At 40.2% G+C, this 21,710-nt stretch carries 18 protein-coding genes; 1 reads left to right on the forward strand and 17 read right to left on the reverse strand.

Translation table 11 applies throughout. The annotated features are described in order from the left end of the window. Positions 1-19: 19 nt before the first annotated feature. From OCV70_RS02210 to OCV70_RS02245, 9 genes are all read right to left on the reverse strand, one after another. The gene (locus OCV70_RS02210) at positions 20-1,408 is read right to left on the reverse strand and encodes a condensation domain-containing protein (protein ID WP_262579115.1); all 1,389 of its coding nucleotides are present in this window, start codon (positions 1,406-1,408) and stop codon (positions 20-22) included. A 183-nt stretch (positions 1,409-1,591) separates the two neighbouring features. Next, positions 1,592-2,560 (reverse strand): alpha/beta hydrolase, encoded by a 969-nt coding sequence (locus OCV70_RS02215; RefSeq protein WP_186901772.1) that lies wholly within the window; start codon positions 2,558-2,560, stop codon positions 1,592-1,594. Next, complete coding sequence (locus OCV70_RS19555; protein WP_334292259.1) at positions 2,560-2,760, reverse strand: DUF1214 domain-containing protein; 201 nt, start codon at positions 2,758-2,760, stop codon at positions 2,560-2,562. The genes OCV70_RS02215 and OCV70_RS19555 overlap by 1 nt, the downstream gene beginning before the upstream one ends. A gap of 28 nt (positions 2,761-2,788) precedes the next feature. Continuing rightward, a complete protein-coding gene (locus OCV70_RS02220; RefSeq protein WP_262579117.1) occupies positions 2,789-4,771 on the reverse strand; it encodes an alkyl/aryl-sulfatase in 1,983 nt (660 codons plus the stop codon). Positions 4,772-4,944: 173 nt separating this feature from the next. Next, positions 4,945-5,727: a LytTR family DNA-binding domain-containing protein gene (locus OCV70_RS02225; RefSeq protein ID WP_173765673.1), complete on the reverse strand. Its 783-nt coding sequence runs from the start codon at positions 5,725-5,727 to the stop codon at positions 4,945-4,947. A gap of 367 nt (positions 5,728-6,094) precedes the next feature. Beyond that, a complete protein-coding gene (locus tag OCV70_RS02230) occupies positions 6,095-7,657 on the reverse strand; it encodes a recombinase family protein (RefSeq protein WP_215708114.1) in 1,563 nt (520 codons plus the stop codon). Further along, on the reverse strand, positions 7,650-9,305 hold the full coding sequence (locus tag OCV70_RS02235; RefSeq protein WP_215708115.1) for a recombinase family protein: 1,656 nt from the start codon (positions 9,303-9,305) through the stop codon (positions 7,650-7,652). The genes OCV70_RS02230 and OCV70_RS02235 overlap by 8 nt, the downstream gene beginning before the upstream one ends. Further along, a complete protein-coding gene (locus OCV70_RS02240; protein ID WP_262579119.1) occupies positions 9,306-10,979 on the reverse strand; it encodes a recombinase family protein in 1,674 nt (557 codons plus the stop codon). It abuts the gene before it with no gap. Between the two features lie 129 nt (positions 10,980-11,108). Further along, the gene (locus OCV70_RS02245; RefSeq protein WP_173907272.1) at positions 11,109-11,354 is read right to left on the reverse strand and encodes a DUF6870 family protein; all 246 of its coding nucleotides are present in this window, start codon (positions 11,352-11,354) and stop codon (positions 11,109-11,111) included. Between the two features lie 644 nt (positions 11,355-11,998). Between OCV70_RS02245 and OCV70_RS02250 the strand changes: the two genes are divergently transcribed. Beyond that, on the forward strand, positions 11,999-12,559 hold the full coding sequence (locus tag OCV70_RS02250) for a helix-turn-helix domain-containing protein (RefSeq protein WP_215708116.1): 561 nt from the start codon (positions 11,999-12,001) through the stop codon (positions 12,557-12,559). A gap of 103 nt (positions 12,560-12,662) precedes the next feature. Here the strand turns inward: OCV70_RS02250 and OCV70_RS02255 are convergent, their stop codons facing one another. From OCV70_RS02255 to OCV70_RS02290, 8 genes are all read right to left on the reverse strand, one after another. Beyond that, the gene (locus tag OCV70_RS02255; protein ID WP_019162562.1) at positions 12,663-14,411 is read right to left on the reverse strand and encodes an ABC transporter ATP-binding protein; all 1,749 of its coding nucleotides are present in this window, start codon (positions 14,409-14,411) and stop codon (positions 12,663-12,665) included. Continuing rightward, positions 14,404-16,221, reverse strand: coding sequence for an ABC transporter ATP-binding protein (locus OCV70_RS02260; protein ID WP_262579121.1), 1,818 nt, complete (start codon positions 16,219-16,221; stop codon positions 14,404-14,406). Before OCV70_RS02260 ends, OCV70_RS02255 begins: the two co-directional genes overlap by 8 nt. A gap of 73 nt (positions 16,222-16,294) precedes the next feature. Then, on the reverse strand, positions 16,295-17,065 hold the full coding sequence (locus OCV70_RS02265; protein WP_215708118.1) for a hypothetical protein: 771 nt from the start codon (positions 17,063-17,065) through the stop codon (positions 16,295-16,297). 111 nt (positions 17,066-17,176) lie between these two features. Then, entirely contained in the window at positions 17,177-18,253 is a 1,077-nt protein-coding gene (locus tag OCV70_RS02270) for a helix-turn-helix domain-containing protein (RefSeq protein WP_252197818.1), read from the reverse strand. A gap of 197 nt (positions 18,254-18,450) precedes the next feature. Next, positions 18,451-19,140, reverse strand: a complete 690-nt coding sequence (locus tag OCV70_RS02275; RefSeq protein WP_252197823.1) for a DUF6040 family protein — start codon at positions 19,138-19,140, stop codon at positions 18,451-18,453. After that, a complete protein-coding gene (locus OCV70_RS02280; protein WP_215708120.1) occupies positions 19,076-20,317 on the reverse strand; it encodes a relaxase/mobilization nuclease domain-containing protein in 1,242 nt (413 codons plus the stop codon). The genes OCV70_RS02275 and OCV70_RS02280 overlap by 65 nt, the downstream gene beginning before the upstream one ends. Then, positions 20,266-20,646, reverse strand: a complete 381-nt coding sequence (locus OCV70_RS02285; protein WP_215708121.1) for a plasmid mobilization protein — start codon at positions 20,644-20,646, stop codon at positions 20,266-20,268. The genes OCV70_RS02280 and OCV70_RS02285 overlap by 52 nt, the downstream gene beginning before the upstream one ends. Before the next feature lie 750 nt (positions 20,647-21,396). After that, a complete protein-coding gene (locus OCV70_RS02290; protein ID WP_055158244.1) occupies positions 21,397-21,660 on the reverse strand; it encodes a hypothetical protein in 264 nt (87 codons plus the stop codon). Between the last annotated feature and the right edge of the window lie 50 nt (positions 21,661-21,710).

Consider the following 21,710-nt stretch of genomic DNA (forward strand, 5'->3'; position numbering starts at 1 on the left):
ACGTCCTCCTGGTATACTATCAAATCTGTTCCATAATTTCACCGATGCTCATATCCGGTTCTGCGATTCCTTTAAATAAAATACGCATCATATAATAATAGAGAAGTTCCATATCATGTTCTTCCAGATGTGCTGTTTGATAATGATAGGAAAAATTCATTCCACCATCCTCTGTATGAGATACGGTCAAGTACATTTTCTTGGTTGCTGCACCATTTGCAAACCATTTGGCATGCTGGCGAACAGTTCCAAGCATTTCATTTTCCACTTTTACCGGCATGGGCTGATAAGTCAGATAACAGCTTTCATAGCTGGTGTGCTCCGGTGTATTGTATCTTTTTCTCATCTCTTCCATAATAAGTGCCGGATCGTAATTGCTGTGCATATAAATACGATTCTGCATATTCTGGATTTCATAAGCAGCAGAAAGGAAATCTGTTTCAGGCAAGATTACGGTTCTGCATGGAAACATAATCGTTCTGCTTCCGCCAGAGGTCCACTCTTCATGGGTGGAACGTCTGGATATAAAATTCTGGATCGTAATATCCTCCTGTCCGTCATTTACCTTAGACAGATAAGTACGGATGCCGAGCAGCAGAAGATTTGTCATGGAAAGCTGATGATTCATACAGAAATCAATCAGGTTCTGAGTTGCCCCCGGCTCCAGATGATAATCCTTTACTGCCACAAATAAATTTTGCATTTCAATATCAGAGGAGCGAAGTTCCGGATTTCCATGTCTCTTTCTGGCAGCCTCCAGTACAGACGGACCCTGAATATCGGAATACAGCGGCTCTCCCAGGGCATCCAGCTGATCGTCCCAGAATTTCTTGTCTTTTGCAAAGCGCTTTTCATTGCCGGCCTTTGCCAGGTCCTTCTTCAGTACTGTTTGGAAATCAGCCAATTCCTGAGGATATGCTGTTCCATATTTGTAATAGGTATACAGCTGGAACAGATCCCCGATCATTACCACCAGTCCGCAGGAGTCAATCAACCGATGATCCATATGCACAAAAAAACCATTATATCCTTCTGGCAGCTTCAGCATGGTGAACTCGCACACGGGAATATTATCACCATCAAATGTTTCATATGCCCATTGCTGCATCAGTTCATCCGCTTCTGCAAGATTTCCCATTCCGGACAAATCCTTCAGTTCAATATCACGAGGATCCTGTTTTACAATATACTGCTTCACATTTCCCTCTTGATCCGGTTTGGTGAAGCGTACTCTGGTACAGCCTGAGCGCTCTATTTCCATCTGGATACACTTTTTCAATAATCCAAAATCCAGTTCAGCTTGTACAGACGCCACAACACTGACACCGGACACTTGTTGTGTTCCATAATCCACGATCCAGTTGTGATGCATTTTCTGAGCAGCAGTTAAAGGATAGTACTCTCTCATTCTTAATCAAACCTCCATTGCCCCTGTTTTTTGCTCTTGATGAGAAAATAGCATATATTTCAGGAAAATACCAGTACCGCTCGGACTTAACGAACACTTTACAAAAAATTGACCGGGACTTATCAAACCTTTTACAAAAATTTGTTTGATAAGTTCCGGTCAGGAAGGAGTATTGCTGTACTGTTAATCGTATTTTTCAAAAAATTGCATCATTGTATTCTGATACAGCGCAGGGTCTGCATAGGCACTGCACAGATGCCGTGCCCCGGGAACAATAACAAGCTTCTTCGGAGCTTTACATAACATATAATTCTGAAATGAATTATGAGGATAAACGTAGGTGTCCTTTTCTCCGTGGAAAAAAAGGACCGGCCTTGTATTCTTTTTCATTGCCTCTGTAGTATCTGCATCCTTCATATGAAATCCAGCCAGTAAACTACAGAACCAGTCCATTTCCATTAAAAGCAAGGGAATGTGAGGAAGATGAAACCAGTTAGCCGCCATATCCTGCATTTGTCCTTCCATGGAATGAAAGCCGCAGTCAGCAATCAGACCTTTCACCTCCGGAGGAAGCGTATGTCCGGATGCCATCAGTACAGCTGACGCTCCCATAGACTGCCCATACAGATACACAGGGAGCTTTTCCTTGTTTCGTTCAGATACATAGATTGCCCATTGCTGAACATCCCATTGCTCCATTGCCCCAAAGGTAATGTATTTCCCTTCACTGTCACCACAGCAGCGCTGTTCCATAAACAGAAGATTGCATTGATGCTCATGGAGGTATTTTGCCATAAATGACATGGTGCCAAATCGACTGCCACGGTATCCATGGCTTAATATAACAAACCGTTTTGCATTCTCAGCCGGCAGATAAAATCCATGCAGCTTTAATCCATCTGTACTTCTGATATAGCAGTCCTGCATCTTCTGTGCAAAGCACCATTCTTTACTCTCATTATATTCCTCTGCATACCCATTCTGAGGATGGTTTTCCCTGATGTGCGACAATTCAAACCATTTCTTTCTCTCTTTTTTCCGGGCGCCCCGTTTGCAGCAAATCATCATATTGAAAAGGCGCCAGCCTGTCTCCATAGAGCCCAAAGCAATAATAAGAAGAACAGCACATATTTTAGAAATTTTCTTTTTCATTATAGTCCTTTTTCTGTAATGGTCGGTGCAGTCCATGTCTCCAATGCATCCATATCAGGCGTATAAATACGCATATACAGGTGGAAGCCTCCGTCACCTACAGGAAGCCAATTTGTAGTATCCTCAGGTGCATCCTGCTCTGTCTTTGGATACAGCGCAACTTCAACTGTATTGGCACCAAGCCCTGCAAGAGCTACTATTCATATCCTTCTGCTTCCGACCAAAACTTTATGGTTCAATAATATTAAAATATTTATAGTCTGACGTAACCGTAACTGCATCCATCAATCGTGTCAGGCAGGTCTCATCACCCTCCTGCTGAATCAAAGCAGCAACATTCTCTGCGTTTTTCTGAACAACAGACAACAGTCCGGCACGTTTGGTAGTCCATGTTACATCTGCATCCGCATCCTGTGTATCCTTCTGATAAAGAAGTACACCATTTTTCACACGGAGTACATAATTACCTTCCGGCAATATAAGATTTGCTGTAAAGGTCAGATCTGGAATCTTCGTCGTATCTACAAGAATTCCCAGATAATCCAGAATCATATCCGGTGTCATATGTGAGAAAACATCACCGTTACCGCTGCTTCGCGTTGCATCATCGGTATTTGTACCATTTCGCAGTTCCTGTGCAGCACAAAGGTAAGCACTGCGCCATGGACCTGATTCTGCCTGATATCCCAATTGCTCCAATGCATCCGCACACAGATAACGTGCATCCGTATTTTCCGGATCAGCAAAAACCAGCGTATTGGTAATCTGGGCAACCCACTGATATTCTCCCTTTGCAAAATCTTCTTTTGCTTTTTCAAGAACCGCATCTGTATCACCGAAATATTCTACCAGCTTTTGGGCATAATCCGATGGTGTAAGTTCAGCAAGATGGACGGGATTACCGTCATACCAGCCCATATATTTCTCATATACTGCCTTCGAATTATGAGAAACTGTACCGTAATACTGACGGGTATACCAGACTTTCTCCAGTTCCTCCGGAAGCTGGATCATATTGGCAATCTCTGTTTCCGTATAACCTTCATTAATGTAGAGCAGTGTCTGGTCGTTAATAAACTTATATACAGCTGCAGTATTGGTCATATATTCCTGAATGGTATCATTTCCCCAATGTGGCCAGTTATGGGACTGGAATACCACATCTGCCTTATCACCATAGAGAGCCAGAGATTCCATGATGTACTCTGCCCATGCGTTTCCGTCACGCACCTGGGCTCCGCGGAGTGTATACAGATTGTGGAGCGTTCCTGTACAGTTTTCGGCCATCCACAAAGCATTTTTCGATTCAATCCAGAAGTTCATCTCTGCCGGTGCTTCGGTACCCGGAGTAAGCTGAAATTCAATTTCCACTCCGTCAATGGTATGCTTCTCACCAGTTTGTGTGATTTCAAGTGTAGGAGAAATATAACTTGTTTTGCCCTTGGACTGTCCCATACCAATACCAATGGCAAGGGATCCTGTTTCACCACCCTCAAGCATTGTTCCATACTGGTAACTTGCTCTTCGTCCCATAGCAGTACCTGCATAAATATTCTCGCTGACAGCATGCTTCTCAAAGCCTTCCGGTGCAATTACCTGCACATTGCCGGCTTGTACCTCTTCTTCCGAAACAATTCCCTTGACTCCACCGAAATGATCAACATGGGAATGGCTGTAAATCACTGCCTTTACAGGAAAAGTGCCCAGATTCTCTTCCACCAAGGCAAGAGCCGCTTGTGCACACTCTACACTCATCAATGGATCTACTACAATCCATCCTGTATCACCTTTTATGAATGTGACATTGGACATATCATAGCCACGCACCTGATAAATTCCATCGGTTACTTCAAAAAGACCATAAATATGATTCAGCTGTGTGTTTCTCCAAAGACTGGGATTCGCTGTATCCGGAGCGTCCTGATCCAGAAAAGCATATGCCGTCTGACTCCATACAAGCTTTCCGTTCTCATCATAAATATCCAAAGTATCCGGAGAAGCGATCTGCCCCTTTGTAGCATTCTCAAACTCCGCAGTATCCTCGAAATCCAGCAACGCATAAACTTCCTGATTTGCATCAATCGTATACTGGGTGGCTGGTTTACTTTCCGCTGTTAATTCTGATGCTGTAATTGCGGTCGAGCTACCACAAACAGTCATGGTAAATGCCAATGCAACAGTAATCAAAGTAATTACTTTTTTTCTTTTCATGATATTTTGCCCCCTTCCTTATAAAAAGCTCAAGTCTTCTTTACTGTAAATCTTGGAAAATATAAGTAGAAGTTACTTAATATATAAATAATATAATATAATATCGTTTTATTCCAGTCAATAAACATGGAACAAAACGACATCCAAACGGCTTAAAACGACATATTTTTTAGTTATTTTGTACGATTTTTCAGGTATGTATTCCACATTTTATGGATATTGTTACTACTGTCAACTGCCTTAATCGTATCCAGATCAAACAAGATACAGCCACAATGACCCTTAAAAGTAGGAAAACAAATTACTTTCAGGTTTCTGTCTACTTCCGGGCTATAATCCATAAGTTCCAGTACTTCTCCATAAAGTGCCGAACGTTCATAACTTCGCAGCCATTTCGGGTCCATATTGGCAAACAGACTTCCAAAAGATTTTCCAAGCAGCTGATCCAGTGAAAGCTTTTCTAATTTGGCAAGTTCCTGATTTGCGTAACGGAAAATCCAGTCTACCGCATGGCTTTCTTCATTAAATACCATTTCTATGTCCGTAAATGCAATGGGCAGATATTCAAAAGAACTATAATGACGGCAATATTCTTCTTTCGTAGCAGGAATACCTTTTTTTCCCAAAGCATTAATCATTTTTTTCTGCTTTTCCTGAATCTCAGTCACTATTTGTTTTTTCTTGCGAACAGTATATGGCAATTCTTCTCCATTGCTGAGATTTACCATATCTGTCACTTCGTGAATAGCTTTTACTGATACAATACAGCCTCTATGTACTTTTACAAAATCTTCCTTCAATAGTCCTTCCAGATTTTTCAACGCAATACGCGTCTGGTATACTTTTCCTCCGACAATATGAATCTCCGCAATTTTTCCGTTCATTATAATATAAAGAATCACATCCGAATTCAAAGTTATATTTTTTCTATCTGAAATTATATTAATAATTCCCATTTTTGTTATCCTCACATCCAGTTTTGGTATTTGGTTTTTCGAAATTCAAAATCAGGCAAGTCAATATAGCGGTTACTTAGTATTCACTGTACTAGTTTTACAACACTTATTATATCATTTTCCTCTGATAATAGTTGTAATAATTTTGCATTTTTCATATTTCAGGGAGACTTTGCGCTGTACATAATGCTCCCGAGGATGTCAAGTCATTGCCACAAAAAATATGCGGCTTTTTTGCCACCGAAATGGCTTAAAACCGCATATTTCTGTATAGAGGACGTTATATAATTGTCACAAAATCAGCAGGGAGGATGTAACGTCATTGCTACAAGTTCAGTAGTAGTGGACGTTACATTATTGCTACAAATCAAGTCAATGATTTCCACTCTACCTCCACTCTCCCGTCATCATATACATATATTCCCTGCACGTATTCTTCCAGCATCTCTCGTGTCAGCTTTTCATAGCCTAAATACTTCAACATCTGCTCCACTGGAACATTCTTTTTCATCAGGATTTCTTTCTCACCATTTATCAGTTCTTCCAGTTCCTGTACACGTTTCTGCAGTCGTTCTCTTTCTTCTTCCAACTGCTTCCTGGATTCCATGAACTGTTTCTGATTCATCTGTCCTTCGTGATATTTCTCATAGTTCTGACGGTTTTGAATTTTTATCTGCTCCTGACGTTTTTCACAATCTGCATTTTCCGTCTTATAGGCTTCTATGCTGTCCTCATGCTGTTTTCTCATAGATTGCTGCATCTGTTCCTGACTAATATTTTGACGTAAATATGCCTTTATTTCTGCCAGTACGATATACTCCAGCATTTTGTTATCAGCTTTCCCTGCAAAACATCCTGTATCTTCTTTTCCTTTACTGTAAGCACAGCTATAAAGGATATGACCATGAACCGGACTGCTTGAAGTCAGACTTCTGCGACAATTTCCACACTTCACATAGCCACCTAACAGTGTTGTTTCCCTGTCAAATTTACTTTTCTTTGTGTATCTGATCTGCAGGGACTGTGCTTTTTCAAAAACTTCTTTTGATACGATCGGCTCATGGTGATTTTCCATCACTTTCCACTGATTTCTCGGCACTGGTACTTCTTTCCCTGTTCCGGGATCTGGAATCTTTGTCTTTCCATAGACCATACAGCCTATATAAGTCTTATCATCCACAATCTTCCGTATCATATCACTCGTCCACTGCAATCCTCTTGATGCAGCTTTCTTGCTGTCTGATTTCTGCCGTCTGCTCATAGACTGCAAGGGAGTCAATACACCCTCTTCATTGAATAACTTACAAATCTCCATCTTGGAATATCGCTGATTGGTCAGTTCAAATACTCTGCGAATCACTTCCGCTTCGTCCTCTACAATCACCAGTTCTTTCTTATTTTCAGGATTGATTCGATACCCATACGGTGCAGAGCCACAGCAATACTCACCTTTTCCTCGTCTGGTACTGACTGCCGCTTTTACCTTTACGGACTGGTCTTTCACATAAAAATCTGCTATCAGTCCTTTAAACTGTACTTCAATATCCGAACTCTTTCCCTTATAATCTTTAGAATCATATCGGTCTGAGATAGAAATGAATCGTACTCCCAGGAATGGAAAAATCTGTTCCAGATAAGTTCCCATCTCAATATAGTTTCTGGCAAAACGTGAAAAATCTTTTACCACAATACACTGTACTTTGTTCTCTCTGGCAAATTCCAAAACCTGCTTAATTGCCGGACGATCCATACTGGAACCAGAATACCCGTCGTCGTAGAACTCCTGAAATGGCATAGAAGCCAGTTCCGGGATATTGGAAATATAATCTTTTACCAGTTTTCTCTGATTGATAATGCTGTTACTTTCTCCCTCTGAATCATCTTCCATGGAAAGACGATAATATCCAATAATCAGTTTCTGATCACTCATGTTCTACCGCCCCCTTAAACCCGAAGTTGATTTCCAGTCTGCCATCACCATATAGATACATACTTTCAATCAAGCTCTCCGCAAGTTCCGCATTGATTCTGGTTGTCCCATCCAGTTCCAGCAGACTTCGTAAAAATCTGGCTTCTTCTTTCTGCTGTTTTTCCAGCTTTTGTATGGTATGCTCCAGAGTTCTCTTTCTCTCTTCGCAGAATGCTTTCCAGTTATTACGGTCATCTTTCATTTCTATATAGGCTTCTTTGGAAAGTTCACCCTCTTTATATTGCATGAATGCCTGTGCCAGTTTTTCTGAACGTTTTTCCATATCTGCATCCAGTTTCCTGATCTCTGCTTGAATTTCTTTGATTTTGGCAAGAAAGACTGCACTGCTTATAGCAGACATATCCTTTTTCCGTAAGTCGGATAACTGAAACTGTCTGGTCAGCTCCGAACGGACAATTTTCTGCAGTTTTCCTTCGGAAATAGATTTATGACTACATTTCCTTTCATCCCGATACTGGGCAGCATTGCAAAAGTAAAGCACATCATTTCCGTATCTGCGTGTGCACATTTTTCGCTTACAATCTCCACAATAGAATACATTGTAAAATGCTCTTTCATCCTCTTCCCATCCTGCTGTAGTTTTTGCTGCTTTCTGTTGTGCTGCTTTTAACCTGACCTGTGCTTTGTCAAACAATTCTCGACTGATAATCGCTTCATGGGCATTTGGCGTAATAATCCACTGACTTTCATCCAGTATGTCACACCATTTTTCCCCTCTTTGAAATCTTGATTCGTATTTTCTCTGAACCAGATCACCATAATAATTATTTCGGTTCAACACCGCACGTATCGAAGAATTTCCCCACTGATGAAGCTTTTCTCCGTCCTTACAGTACACATGATGATATTGGTTATAGTCTGAAATACGATGTACTCCATCCTCAAACAGCCTGTCAATAATGCTCTGTATCCCATCTCCTGAAGCATACTCTTCAAAAATCCTGCGGACAATCTTTGCAGCTTCTGGTTCCACAATCAACTTATAAATTTCATTTATCTTTTCCACACAATATCCGTATGGAGCTGTAGATCCCACATACTCACCATTTTTCTGTGCAATACGTTTCGCTGCACGTTCTTTTGCGGAAATGTCTTTCGCATAAGCATCATTCACCAGATTCTTGATATTCATGGATAATTCCTGATTCTTGGCATCCGGTGCAAATGAATCATAGTTGTCACATACAGAAATAAACCGTACTTTCATAAAAGGAAGAATCTTTTCCAGATAGTTACCAGTTTCGATGTAATTTCTTCCAAATCGTGAGAAATCCTTTACCAGAATACAATTTATTTTACCTGCCCTGACATCATTCATCATCCGTTCAAATCCCGGTCTGTCAAAATTTGTTCCAGTTTTTCCCAGATCAGAATAAATGTCATATACAGCAATTTCATACTCTCTGTCTGGATTTTCATTGTGCTTCTGAATGAACTCTTTTATCAGCGTAACCTGTGTTTCAATAGATTCTGACTTTTTTTCATCACTGTCTACGGATAATCTGGCATAAATTGCAGCCATACATACCGGAATCCCAAGAACTTTCTTCTCTGTGTTTTTCTTATATCTTTTTGCTGTCCTTGCCATTTATCTCGCCTCTTTCCTGCACTCTGTCCGGTGTTCCGCATAAAACCGTCTTATGACTTTCATTTTCTCAATCATATCCTGATAACGGATGTGAATTTTAATTTGCTTATTTTCATAAATATAAATTTTATCTACGGTCAGTGCCAGCAATGTGCGATCCAGTTCTTTGATTTCCAGTGATTTCTTCCAGTCCTCCAACTGAACAGTTGCAGACACTCCACCCTCAAACATTTGCTTCACCAGCTTTTTCTGATTTTCAATCATCTGCTCCAGTTCTTCACATTTTCTTCCGTAACTTTCCCGAAAATCATCGAACTCCTCTTTACTGATCAGTCCCTCTTTCAAGTCATCACCCAAAGATGCTTTCAGGCTGTGATAACGGTTATATTCTTCCTGCAACTTACTAATCTGCGTATCATAACCAATTACCTGATCGTAACTGACTTGCATCTCACAAAGTTCTTCCATAATCATCTGATAGTCTACGAAAAGTGCCGTATATGCCTGAATCTCTTTCAATACAATCCTTTTCAGCACCTCTTCCGGAATACTATGTCTAGTGCAATCTCCACCTTTATTTTTTGTCTGGCAAATATAAAAGGCTTTTTTCTTCCCCTTATATTGATTTACCCTGCGTATCATCGGTGTATGGCAATCTCCACAAAATACAAAACCCGAAAAAAGGTTTGCACTGTCCGATGTTTTCGATGCTCTGCCATCATACTGAAGTAACTTTTGCACCACATCAAAATCATTCTGCCGGATAATCGCCGAATGCGTATTTTCTACTTTCACCCACTCTGATTCTGGCTTATCCAGACGTTGCTTTACTTTATAGCTGATTCGTTCCTGCTTGCCCTGTACCATGTTTCCAATGTAAACCTCGTTAGTCAGAATCCTTTTAATCTGCACTGCCGACCATTTTGGTGTATCTGAACTATGGAATCCGGAATTGTAATTTTCACCATTTGCCTTTTTATATTCTTTTGGCGACTGCACATGACGTACATTCAGTTTTTCTGCGATTGCTCCAAGACTGAACCCATCAATTTTCCATGAAAATATTTTTCTTACAATATCCGCTGCATAAGAATCAATCACCAGACAGTTCTTATTCTCCGGATCTTTGCAGTAACCATACGGTGCAAATGCTCCAATAAATTCACCTTTCTCACGTTTGATTTTCTGATGGCTTCGCACTTTACCGGAAATGTCTCGGCAATAGCTTTCATTTACAAAATTTTTGATTGGAACTACAAATGACTTCTCTGAAAAATCTGCTGTTTTACTGTCAAACTGGTCTGTAACTGAAATAAAACGCACATTTAAAGCCGGGTAGGTCTTTTCGATCCATCGCCCGGCTTCTATATATTCTCTTCCGAATCTGGATAAGTCTTTTACAATCACACAGTTTACTTTTCCAGCTTCTATATCAGTTGTCATTCGTTTAAACTCAGGTCGGTCAAAATTTCCTCCTGAGTATCCGTCATCCACATATATATCAAAGATCTGAATATCCGGCTGGCTTTTTACAAAGCTCCGAAGTAACTCTCTCTGATTTGCAATGCTGTTGCTCTCTGACTTCGCATCGCCCTCTTCCACGTCATCTTTCGATAAGCGAAGATACAATGCAGCATCGTATATATCTGGCATATTCATTTGCATTTGTTCCATTTTACATCGCTCCCAACTTACTTATTCCATTGAATTTGAAGTCAGAAACCATGTATCACGTTCATTTTCCCTGACCTCACATTAACATAACATCTGTAGCTTCGCAAGATATTTTTTCAAGACTTGCATCTAATACATCAACTCCGTTCTTTTTCTTAGATAATCACTAATAGCATCTGTAGCATCCATTTCTCCTGTCATCTCCACAATCACCACATACCCTTCATTCATGTGAGCATACGGCTGATCGCCAGATTTATCCAGAAAAGTTTCCACTTTTTCAGAAATAGCTTTATCCATATCAGGAATTAAATCTTCAATGTCCTTTAACTGCTCCAGATTAACACTGGAATCTATCACTGACTGATTCACCATGATGCTCACCTCTTTTCCAACATATTCTTTGTATAAGTCGTCCTATACCTACAATTTTCTCAATCACATCACCTTACCTTTCACATTTTGTTCTCAAATTTTATCTATTACTATGGCATTGCATATTCTGTTCGGCGTGTTGGCTTCCATTTGTATAACCCGTTGTCAACGTCACAGTCAACCTCTATCAGAGTATTTCTGAATACTGCCAGCTTCTTCGCAAGCCTACCAGTCGTTTCCGGAGTATCTTCGACGCTCGCCCATAAAATCATTTACAGGGTTATGGCATCTGTGAGATCAGATTATACAGCTCATGTAATTTTCAAGGTGCAAAAGAGTTTTTTTGAATATCCTTTCACTTATTACAGCCTGGAAACACCAAAATGTTGTTCACTTCAAAAAAATCCTCTCACTAATAAAGCCTGACAGAAGGATTTTACCAACCTCATTTTGCAATAATTTGCAAAAAGTATTTATCCTCATCTGTACATTCGCTTTCATGCGAACCTTTATCGTACTGTCATTTTAATTCGCATTCATGCGAATGTCAAGTGTTTTGTTCGCTTCAATGCGAATCTTTCTGTTTACATTCACTGTTTTTGGTAGTAAAATGGATTTATCAAAAAGAAAGTGGGAAATCTGATATGACAATCGGTGATAAAATAAAAAAAATCCGGACATTCCGGAATATGACACAGGCAGAACTTGGTGCTGCCCTCGGTTGGGGCGATAAAGGTGCAAATCGTCTTGCCCAATATGAAACGAATTACCGGGTTCCCCGCAAAGATCTGGTAACTGAAATGGCTAAGATTCTGGACGTAAACCCACTGACACTACATGAGCCAACCACGATGGACGCCTCTGAACTGATGGAAATTCTGTTCTGGATTGATGAATTTAATCCCGGCATGATTAATCTCTTTCAACTAGAGACATATCCAGGTGAAAAATCAAATTCCAGTGACGATGCCGCTATCCGCTACCATGATTCTGATAGCTGGCCTGCACATTCGCCTGTTGGTATGTGGTTTAATTATAGAGTTCTCAACGATTTTCTGAAAGAATGGACTCTTAGAAAAGAAGAACTGAAATCTGGTGCGATTACCAGAGATGAATATTTTGAATGGAAAATTAACTGGCCACAGACTTGTGATGATTGTGGAAAACGGAAATCCTCAAAACAGTGGCGGAAATCAAACGAATAGAATTTAGTGAAACTTAGCAAAACTTAAATTCACTGTATTTTTTCTCCTTGCTCAAAAAAGGCACTGCAAACCAATAATTCTATGGTTTTCAGTGCCTTTTGTTCTATACACTAAGTTTCCAATTTGCTGCTTCCGTCTGCAGATCAACCAGCTTACGATATAGACCATTTTTCTTCATAAGCGTATCATGGTTTCCTTTTTCTGCCACAACACCTTTATCCAGAACAACGATCTGATCCGCTGCTTCAATCGTTCTCATCCTATGAGCGATTACCAGAACTGTCTTCCCACTGACTAGTTCAGATATCGCTTCCTGTATCTGTGTTTCACTGTCCACATCTAAAGAAGCAGTTGCTTCATCCAGTAAAATAACAGGTGCATCTTTTAAAAGTGCACGGGCAATGGAAAGACGTTGGCACTCCCCGCCAGAAAGCGTAGAACCATTTTCTCCGATTACCGTCTGATAACCCTGCGGCAATTTTTCGATAAAATCATGACATTTTGCAGCCTTTGCTGCAGCAATAACATCCTCATCACTTGCACCTTTTCGTCCGACACGGATATTTTCCATAATTGTATTATTGAAAAGAACAACATCCTGAAAAACAATCGAAAAATCTTTCATCAATGCGACCGGATCAATTTTTGCGATATCTGCACCACCAAGTGTAATTTTCCCACCATCCACGTCATAGAATTTAGCTGCCAGTTTTGCTATGGTGCTCTTACCACCGCCGGATGGTCCTACTAATGCAGTCACCTGTCCCTGTTTTGCAGTAAAAGATACATCTTTTAAAACTGTTTTTCCTGTTTCATAAGAAAACTTCACATGGTCAAAAATCACATCATATCCTTTGGTGTGATACTCTGTCTGCCCATTTTCTAACGGATATTCCTGGATTTCTTTCAAGCGTTTTACCTGTAAATTCACACCAAAAAGTTCTGCCATATTCGCCATAGCTCCAGAAAGTGGATCATACAGACGGGAGGCTGCGATCAAATATAGAATATAAGTAAACAGATCAATTTTTTCCTTTAAAATCAGCGAACTTCCCACAACAATAACCGTTGCCAGTCCAAGCCGTAAGACCATCTGACCGGTTGTAAGAAGACTCGCACTGACCATTTCACTGGAAATCTGCGCTTTTTCTGCTGCATCCAATTTCGCATCCAGTTTCTCCAGATAAGTTTTCTCCTGATTACATGCCTTAATATCCTGTACCGTTTCCAGACATTCCTGTATTCCTTCTGACAGATCAATTCTTGTTGTCATATATTTCTTTGCAAGCAGTTCCTGCCACTTGCGTGAAAGAAGAACAATTGCAAATGCCACCGGTGCAACCCACAAAAGAGCAATTCCCATTTTCCAGTTCATAACAAGAAGTACCAGACACACAATACTTGTAGAAATAAGTGCTCCAAAAAATTGCGGAACTGTATGGGAAAACGCATGCTCAAAACTGGCACAGTCGCCCATAATTGTACTTGTCAGATCAGCAAGGTCACGTTCATGGAAAAATCCAAGCGGTAACGTCCTGAGCTTTTCTGCAAGTGTAATGCGTCTACGTTCACTTTCCTCATAGGTACCAATATAGGCTTTTGTATACTGCAGATAATGAAGGACAAAAATAATCACTAAAATGATAATTCCAACAACTGTATATCCTGCAAATCCTGCCACTTTTTCTTCCATTCCAAGAGCCATAGGAAGCATCGTATTTAATACTATTGCAAGTAGGGCAACCGGGAGCATCAGACTGATATTTGCCAGTACAGAATAAACAATTGCTTTAAAAAGATCCTTTGCACCCTGGACACTCAGAGCGTATTTTTTCTGTAATCTGTTAATCATGATTTTCCTCCTTTCTCACAGTCGTTCCAACCTTCCAGATAATCTGTGTCTGATATTCTTTCCACATGGATGCGTAGGCACCATTCTGTTTCAGCAATTCATCATGATTGCCTCGTTCTATTATTTTTCCATCACCAAAGACCAGAATCATATCTGCATCCTGAATCGTGGACAGACGATGTGCAATCATAAGTACTGTTTTTCCGCTGGTCAGTCCTTCAAAGGCAAGCTGGATCTGATGCTCATTTTCCGCATCTGCAAAAGCTGTCGCTTCATCAAGTATAATAATTGGTGCATCTTTCAGAATTGCACGTGCTAATGCAATCCGCTGATTTTCACCACCCGACAGATAGGTTCCTCCACTTCCAACTATAGTATCCAAACCATTTGGAAGTCTCTCTATGATATCCTGACATTGTGCTGCTTCTGCCGCTCTCATCACTTCTTCACGTGTGGCATCTGGCCTGGAAGCTCTGATATTTTTAAGTAAGGTATCATTGAAAAGACGGGTGTTCTGGAACACAAATGCAATCTGATCCATGAGGTCATTTTTAGCAATCTCACGAACATCCACACCACCCACTAAAACGTCTCCTTCCTGCACATCATAAAAACGTGGAATCAGACTGGCCGCTGTAGATTTGCCACTACCGGAAGCTCCGACTAATGCAATTTTCTTACCATCAGGGACTTCGAAGCTTACATGATACAATGCTTTTTTCTTAGCACCTGGATAAGTAAAAGAAACATCCTCGAATACAACAGAAGCATCCTTTGGCTGTTTTTGTGTATTTGATTCTTTAAGCGGTTTTTCCTGCAAAATTGCTTCTATTCTGCTTACTGCACTTTTTGCCGCCATTAACTGTTCGCTTGCAAACATGATTCGATTCATCATTGTTGTACAAACTGGCGTAAACAGACTGTAAAACAGGAAATCTAAAAACAGTTTCTGACGATCCGCCTGTCCACTTGCTGCCGAAAAAAGCATCAGTGCAGTCGGGATCAGCAAAATAAAAGTTCCATTTAAAGTAATGTTAAATCCCGTCAATGGGATACGACAGCAGATTGCATATCCACTGGCATATTTTTTGTATTCTTCAATCGCTGCATGAAAGTTTTTGAATGAGTAAATGGTTTGCTGGAATACCTTTACAACCGGGATTCCACGAACGAATTCTACCGCTTCTTTATTCATATTTTCCAGTGCGGTCATGTATCCCGACATAAAATCGGCATTATCTCCACCCATCATTTTCTTTAAGAAAAATACACTGATTGCCAGTGGAATCAAACAACAGATTCCAAGTCTCCAGTCAAAGACAAACAACAAACTGATGACTGCAACCGGCATAACAACTGCACCGGTCAGATCCGGCAACTGATGTGCCAGAAACCCTTCGGTCAGTCCAGCATTGTCATCAATAATTTTCCGAAGTCTGCCACTGGCATTCTGACTGAAATATCCAAGCGGTAACGTGACAATATGGTGCATTGCCTCTTTTTTCATATTGGTAGCTGTACGAAATGCTGCCAGATGCGAACAACATAATGCTACAAAATATAATAAAATACTAAGTAACGAAAATGCTACTGCAAGCCACGCATAATGCCCACTGGAAGCTGCCAGTGACAAATCTCCCTTTTTCATCGCATACAAGATATCCCGAATCACAAACCAGATACAGACAAATGGAATAATAGAAAGCACCGTGGATATTCCTGCCAGAATGCAGCTGGCAATAGTCAACCAATGACGTTTCCCTGCAAATCCCCACATCCGGGATAACTCGGCATTTTTCTTTTTGCTCATGACCTTATATCCTCCTCAAAAAGCCGGTGGCATCAGAATCTCTCCGATTTCCACCGACTCAAATTTATTTTCACTATTCAGACAGATTCTCTTTACAGAATAACTGTATACAGTTCTCAACATCGGCTTTCGTATAGTCAACAGAAATTCCTGCTGCCAGCCAATAAGCATATTCACCTGCATCATATTTTTCCAATGCATCCAGGTCACTTCCATATCTGAACTCAATGTGCCATGTAGTTTTCATCGTATCCGGAGCGATACAGAAATAGGTAAACTCGCCGGAATCAGCATCATCACTTTCGTAGATGTACAGACCACGCGTTTCTTCCATACCTACGTAATGATAAGAATGACTGAATACATCATTCCCCTCTTCATCCACACCAGATATTGTTGTTCCGTCAAACGTGAACTGATCTATATTCTGTAAAAATTCACAGTCGTATGCCATATTTCCATCCTTGTAGGTTTCCACTGCCTCTTCACCGGTGACTGTTCCAGTTACCATAGAAGACATTTTTTCAACAGCCGCCTGAGCATTATCCTCTCCTACAATTGCAGCACTGTCATCGAGCCACAGCTGATCGTATTCATCTGCCAGAATAACCGGCCACAGTTCCTGATAAGTACCTTTCAGATCGCATAAAAGCTGATCTGCTGCATCCTGATTCTCATCAGTTTCACTTTCCTTCTGTACGCTTGTAGTCTGTTCTTCTGTAGCACTGTTTTCTGTTTGCTTTGTTTCAGATGTGCTACTGCTTGTATTTCCACATCCCGTCAATAAAGAAATAGACAAAGTTGCTGCTAAAAACAAACCTGTTAATAATTTTCTCTGTTTCATTATAATCCTCCTAAATAAAAAATATGCATTAGTCAGTCTTATCTAACCAATACATATTTTATCTGGTACTAATATGAAACTCAATGACCTGGCAGACTAGTTTCTATCCAATCAGACATTCTTTTTATACTCCGTTGGTGTCATTCCATATTCACCTCGAAATGCCGAAGTAAATTTATTGGGATTTGTATATCCGATTTCTGTTGCGATTTCACCTACAGATAAATTCCCCTCCCGTAATAATTTTTCAGCAATTTGTAAACGATAAGTCCGGAGATACGCATAAACAGGTGCACCATACATTCCCTTAAAACAACGTTTCATTGCCGTAGGTGATATTTCAAAACGCTCTGCCAACTCCTCAATTGTATAATGTTCTTTGATATGTCCTACAATAAAATCATGAATCTGTCTGGTACAGTTCCTTTGCGATTTTGAGAAATAAACATAGTCGTTCTTAATCCTGTCAAAATCCATTTCTGTTAGTATCAATAAAAGCTCCAGAAGCTTTATTCTGATATAACTAGGCTTTATATGTTCCTGAACAGTATATAATTCCGAAAATATATGTTGGACAGTTTCATTTGCACGAACCATATAAAAATCCTGTTTTCCTGCAAACTCTGAAATTCGGGTAAGATTAATAGAAAGAAGTTTCAAGATTCTTCTCATCTCATCTGTAATTTCTTCCAACTCAATCGTTATCGTTATCCCATGATAATGGGAAGTAGGAAATGTTGATGTATGTGATTTTTTATGCAAGGTACAAATGGATAAATTTCCCGCTGCCATATAGCAATAACTACTCTCTCCAAACGCACACTCACACCGCCCCTCCCGACAATAATTAATTTCAATAAATCCAGGACGTGGACTCTGCATCTTATTACAATATTCCATATGCATATCATTATAGACCAGCTCCATTCCTGGAAATGTCTGATATACGGCGATATCTCCTGTACCACTTTCATTCTCAAGATGAAATCTTGAACATATAGCATCTTCTTTTTTTCTCCGGACAGAAGATCCATATAAATCAACACTTCTGAAATCCGATTCCACTTCCGAAGACGCAAAAAGTATATCTCCAGCAACCTTATATGGATTGTCCTCTGTTGTTACTGTTCTCATATTACACTGTCCACTTTCTTCCGCTGCTTTTCTTACTTTTGTCTCCTCTTTCATAAAACATCATAGCTTATCTCCTTCAGTAATTAGTTTCATCTAACTTTCTCATATAAAAAAATGTTACCTTATAAAGCTCTAGTCCCTACAATAGGTAACATTGTTTGAGTTTCTATACTCTTTCAGTGTAACACCGTTAGGACTGACTGACAAGAAAATATAGAAATTCATTATAGCAAATAAATTCGATTTATTGTTCAATAGCCAACATTCTTATTATTCAAATATATTCTAATCAGAACAGCCCCTACATTTATGACAAAAATCACAAACAGCAGATTAAATGGCAAATATTCCCGTATCAAGTTTCCTAATACCGCAATAAAGGAAAAGCTGGCTATCAAAACCATTTTATAAATATCATCCCATATCTTTCGATACCGTTCAATTCCGCCCCATACAAGAAATACACCCCCGACAATTCCCGCCATAATCACAGCACTTGAAAATATTCGTTCAAAAACTACCTCTCCCGTAGAATATCCCATATAATCCAGCTGTTCAAACCATATCGCATACTTTCTGCACCAATTAACTGGCAACATGATCAGTTGCATTAAATCCCTTTGAAATGCTCCATTCTGAATAAGTGAAAAGAATATGACACAAAGATATCCCCAAGTCCAGAAAAACTGTATTTCTTTCATATCCTCCATTTCCGATTTTGCTTTTCTCCTGGCTTTTTGTATCTCCATATCTGCCCGTTTCTTTTCCCTTTCAGCCTGATACTCTGCCTGTCTTGCCTGTTTTTCTGCTTCTTCCTGTTTTTGCTGTGCCTGTTCAACCGCTTTCACCGACGATTGGTTCACCTGTGTCTGTAATTTAGAGTTCCGGTCCCGAACGTCTTTTATTTCTTCTTCGAGATGCTCTTGCTCGCTCCTGCTCATCAATCCGTTTCTGTTCCTCAAGTCGTCGTTGCTCTGCTGTAAAGACTGATTGAGTTTCCGCATTTCGGACAGTTCTGCTGTCATCCGCTGAATTTCGGCGTTCGACATTTGCATTTCTTCTTGCATTTCGTGATTCTCGAAGAACAACTTCTGTTTTTCTATTTTCAACTTGTGCGTCCTTTCCTGAAATTCCTGAATAAACTCGTTCATCTTCTGATTTCTCACCTGCAACTCGTCCCTCTCTGCCGTCACTTTCTCCAGCGTTTCTGCCTGCTCCTTCGCAAGCTGCTTCCACTTGTCGGTAGTATCCAGCGAATACATCGTCTGATCCATTTGTTCGTTCTGCTTCGGCTTGTATCCTTTCGTAATTTCCATTAAATTCATTCTCTAACCCCTCCTTGCTGATGTCCAGATGAAAGGTTTTGGACAGATTGCTGTCACGCACTTTCTTTCCATCCTGATTCTGAAACGTGATGTGCTTCCTCTTTTCTGTCCAGTTCACACTCCATCCAAGCTGTTTCATTTTTTCTATAAACTTTTCTTTACTGATACAATTCTCCAGTGCTTTTAACACCGCCATTGCACAGTCAGCCACAAAGCTGTCCTTTACTTGTTGCCGGAACAGATTATATTTATCCTTGCTCCATGCAATGATTTCGCCCTTTTCAATCTGACTGCCATCAAAATGTTTTCCTTTTTCTGCAACCGTCAGCCCACGTTCCCGGCACATCTGGTTGGTAAACTGCTTCATCTGCTCCAGATCTTTTTTCGTAGTATGCAGTTTCTTTCCATCCTCATAACTGACAGAATTCGTCACCAGATGGCAATGAATATGGTCTTTATCCTTGTGAACTGCCACTAAGGTCTGGAATCCCTGGAACCATTTTTCTGCAAACTCTTTTCCAAATTCAAATGCCTGCTCTGGTGTAATCTGCTCATCCTTATGCCATGAAATAATATTGTGGGCGTACATCCTTCCAGAGTCTTTATTCCATAATTTCTTTTCTTCCAGAAATGTCTGATACACAAGATCATAATTGATTGCATCATGGCAATACGGGCCAGTCATATAGGTAAGCTGCTCACTGGTCTTGTCCTGACGCAATACATATTCGATACAATTTCTCATTGCTCCATGTGTATTTGTCCGCTTATTAATCGTCTTATTAATAGCCATATCTTTTCACTCTCCTTCCGGTACTTAAGAATATTTTTATTGAGGAAATACAGCGTACTGTCATTTGGAACTTCTCCATCTATATGCAGCTTTCTTGCAATCTGATTGATATTTGTAGTAGCTCCACGAAGCTGACTGAGAATATCTGCAAACATCTGGTTCAATCTTTTTAGTTCTTCCACTTCCTCTGTAGAAGCTATCTTCAAATCTGCGACTGCTTTTATTACAACTTCCTGCTGTGTTCTTCCGGATTCCTTTACTTTGCTTTGAAGTAGCTCATATTCTGCTTTATTCATCCGTATGGTTACTGTATGATTTCGTTTTCTCATAGGCTTTTGTCTCCTTCCTTGCTTCATTTTCATTCTTTATCAACAGACACAGCGTTTCGGCTAAAATTTACAGGGATTCCATAAGGGGCAACGCCCCTTTGGTGGGTGCAGGGTGAAACCCTAGTCAATCAGTAAGTGTTCCGTAGGAATGTCCGGTGGACATTTCGCAGGAATACTTACGCCATTAACGTGCCGGGGTTCCAAGGGGCAGAGCCCTCTGGCAAGTTTAGGAGCAGCCCAAAGGCTGGCTCCGGTGCAGAGTGGCTTGCCACTTTGCGAAACTTGCCTGTCATCTCCCCACCACTGAACCAGCACCAAGTAAGCAACATTCTCCTCTGCGTTATTAAGCCAAAATTGAGATGACAGTGGTTTTGTGTTGCAGGAACTGACTGTAAAAGAAAGAGAAAATCTCCACATTCCATAGATTTTTCCTTTCTGAAACAGGCTAGTCATGCACCACTCCGATGCGAAGTATCGGACAATCATGTGCCGTATCCGGCACTCTATATTTCTTCTTTGCCTTGCTTATACAACGTTTTCCATCTGCAAATGCCTCTCTGCCATATTTCGCTGTTATTTCTGCTTTTCTTTTTCTGAATCACTTTCCATTTCTGCTGAAAAGCATAAAAATAGCAGTCATGAACATTTCACTGATTTTTACCAATAGAAATGCCATCACTGCCATTACCTTTTTCTGCTATTCTGTTTCCGTAAAGCTTTCCTTACTGTCAGTCTATTTTTCTATTACTGCTATTTTATTTTGTCGCAAATTTCAAACAGGTCATGCAATAAATTCTCCAGTTTCATAAGTCTGCGATGCTGATACCAGATCAATCCGGGAAGTCCCACTGCAAGGAAGAACGAAGCACATAAAATCTTTATTGCCTGTCCTCTGCTGCTTATCCCTCCATATCCAAATCCACATACCAGATTCACGAATAAAACATAGAAATATCCACAAAATAAAACAAATTCAAAAATCCACACCAGCACCTTTTTCACTTTCTCTTTCACTCTGTACTTCTCCCTCCTGCATTTTTAAATTCAGTGTAGCGAATTTCTCG

This window comes from Blautia acetigignens (genome assembly GCF_025566865.1).
In the GTDB taxonomy this organism is placed as follows: domain Bacteria; phylum Bacillota; class Clostridia; order Lachnospirales; family Lachnospiraceae; genus Blautia_A; species Blautia_A acetigignens.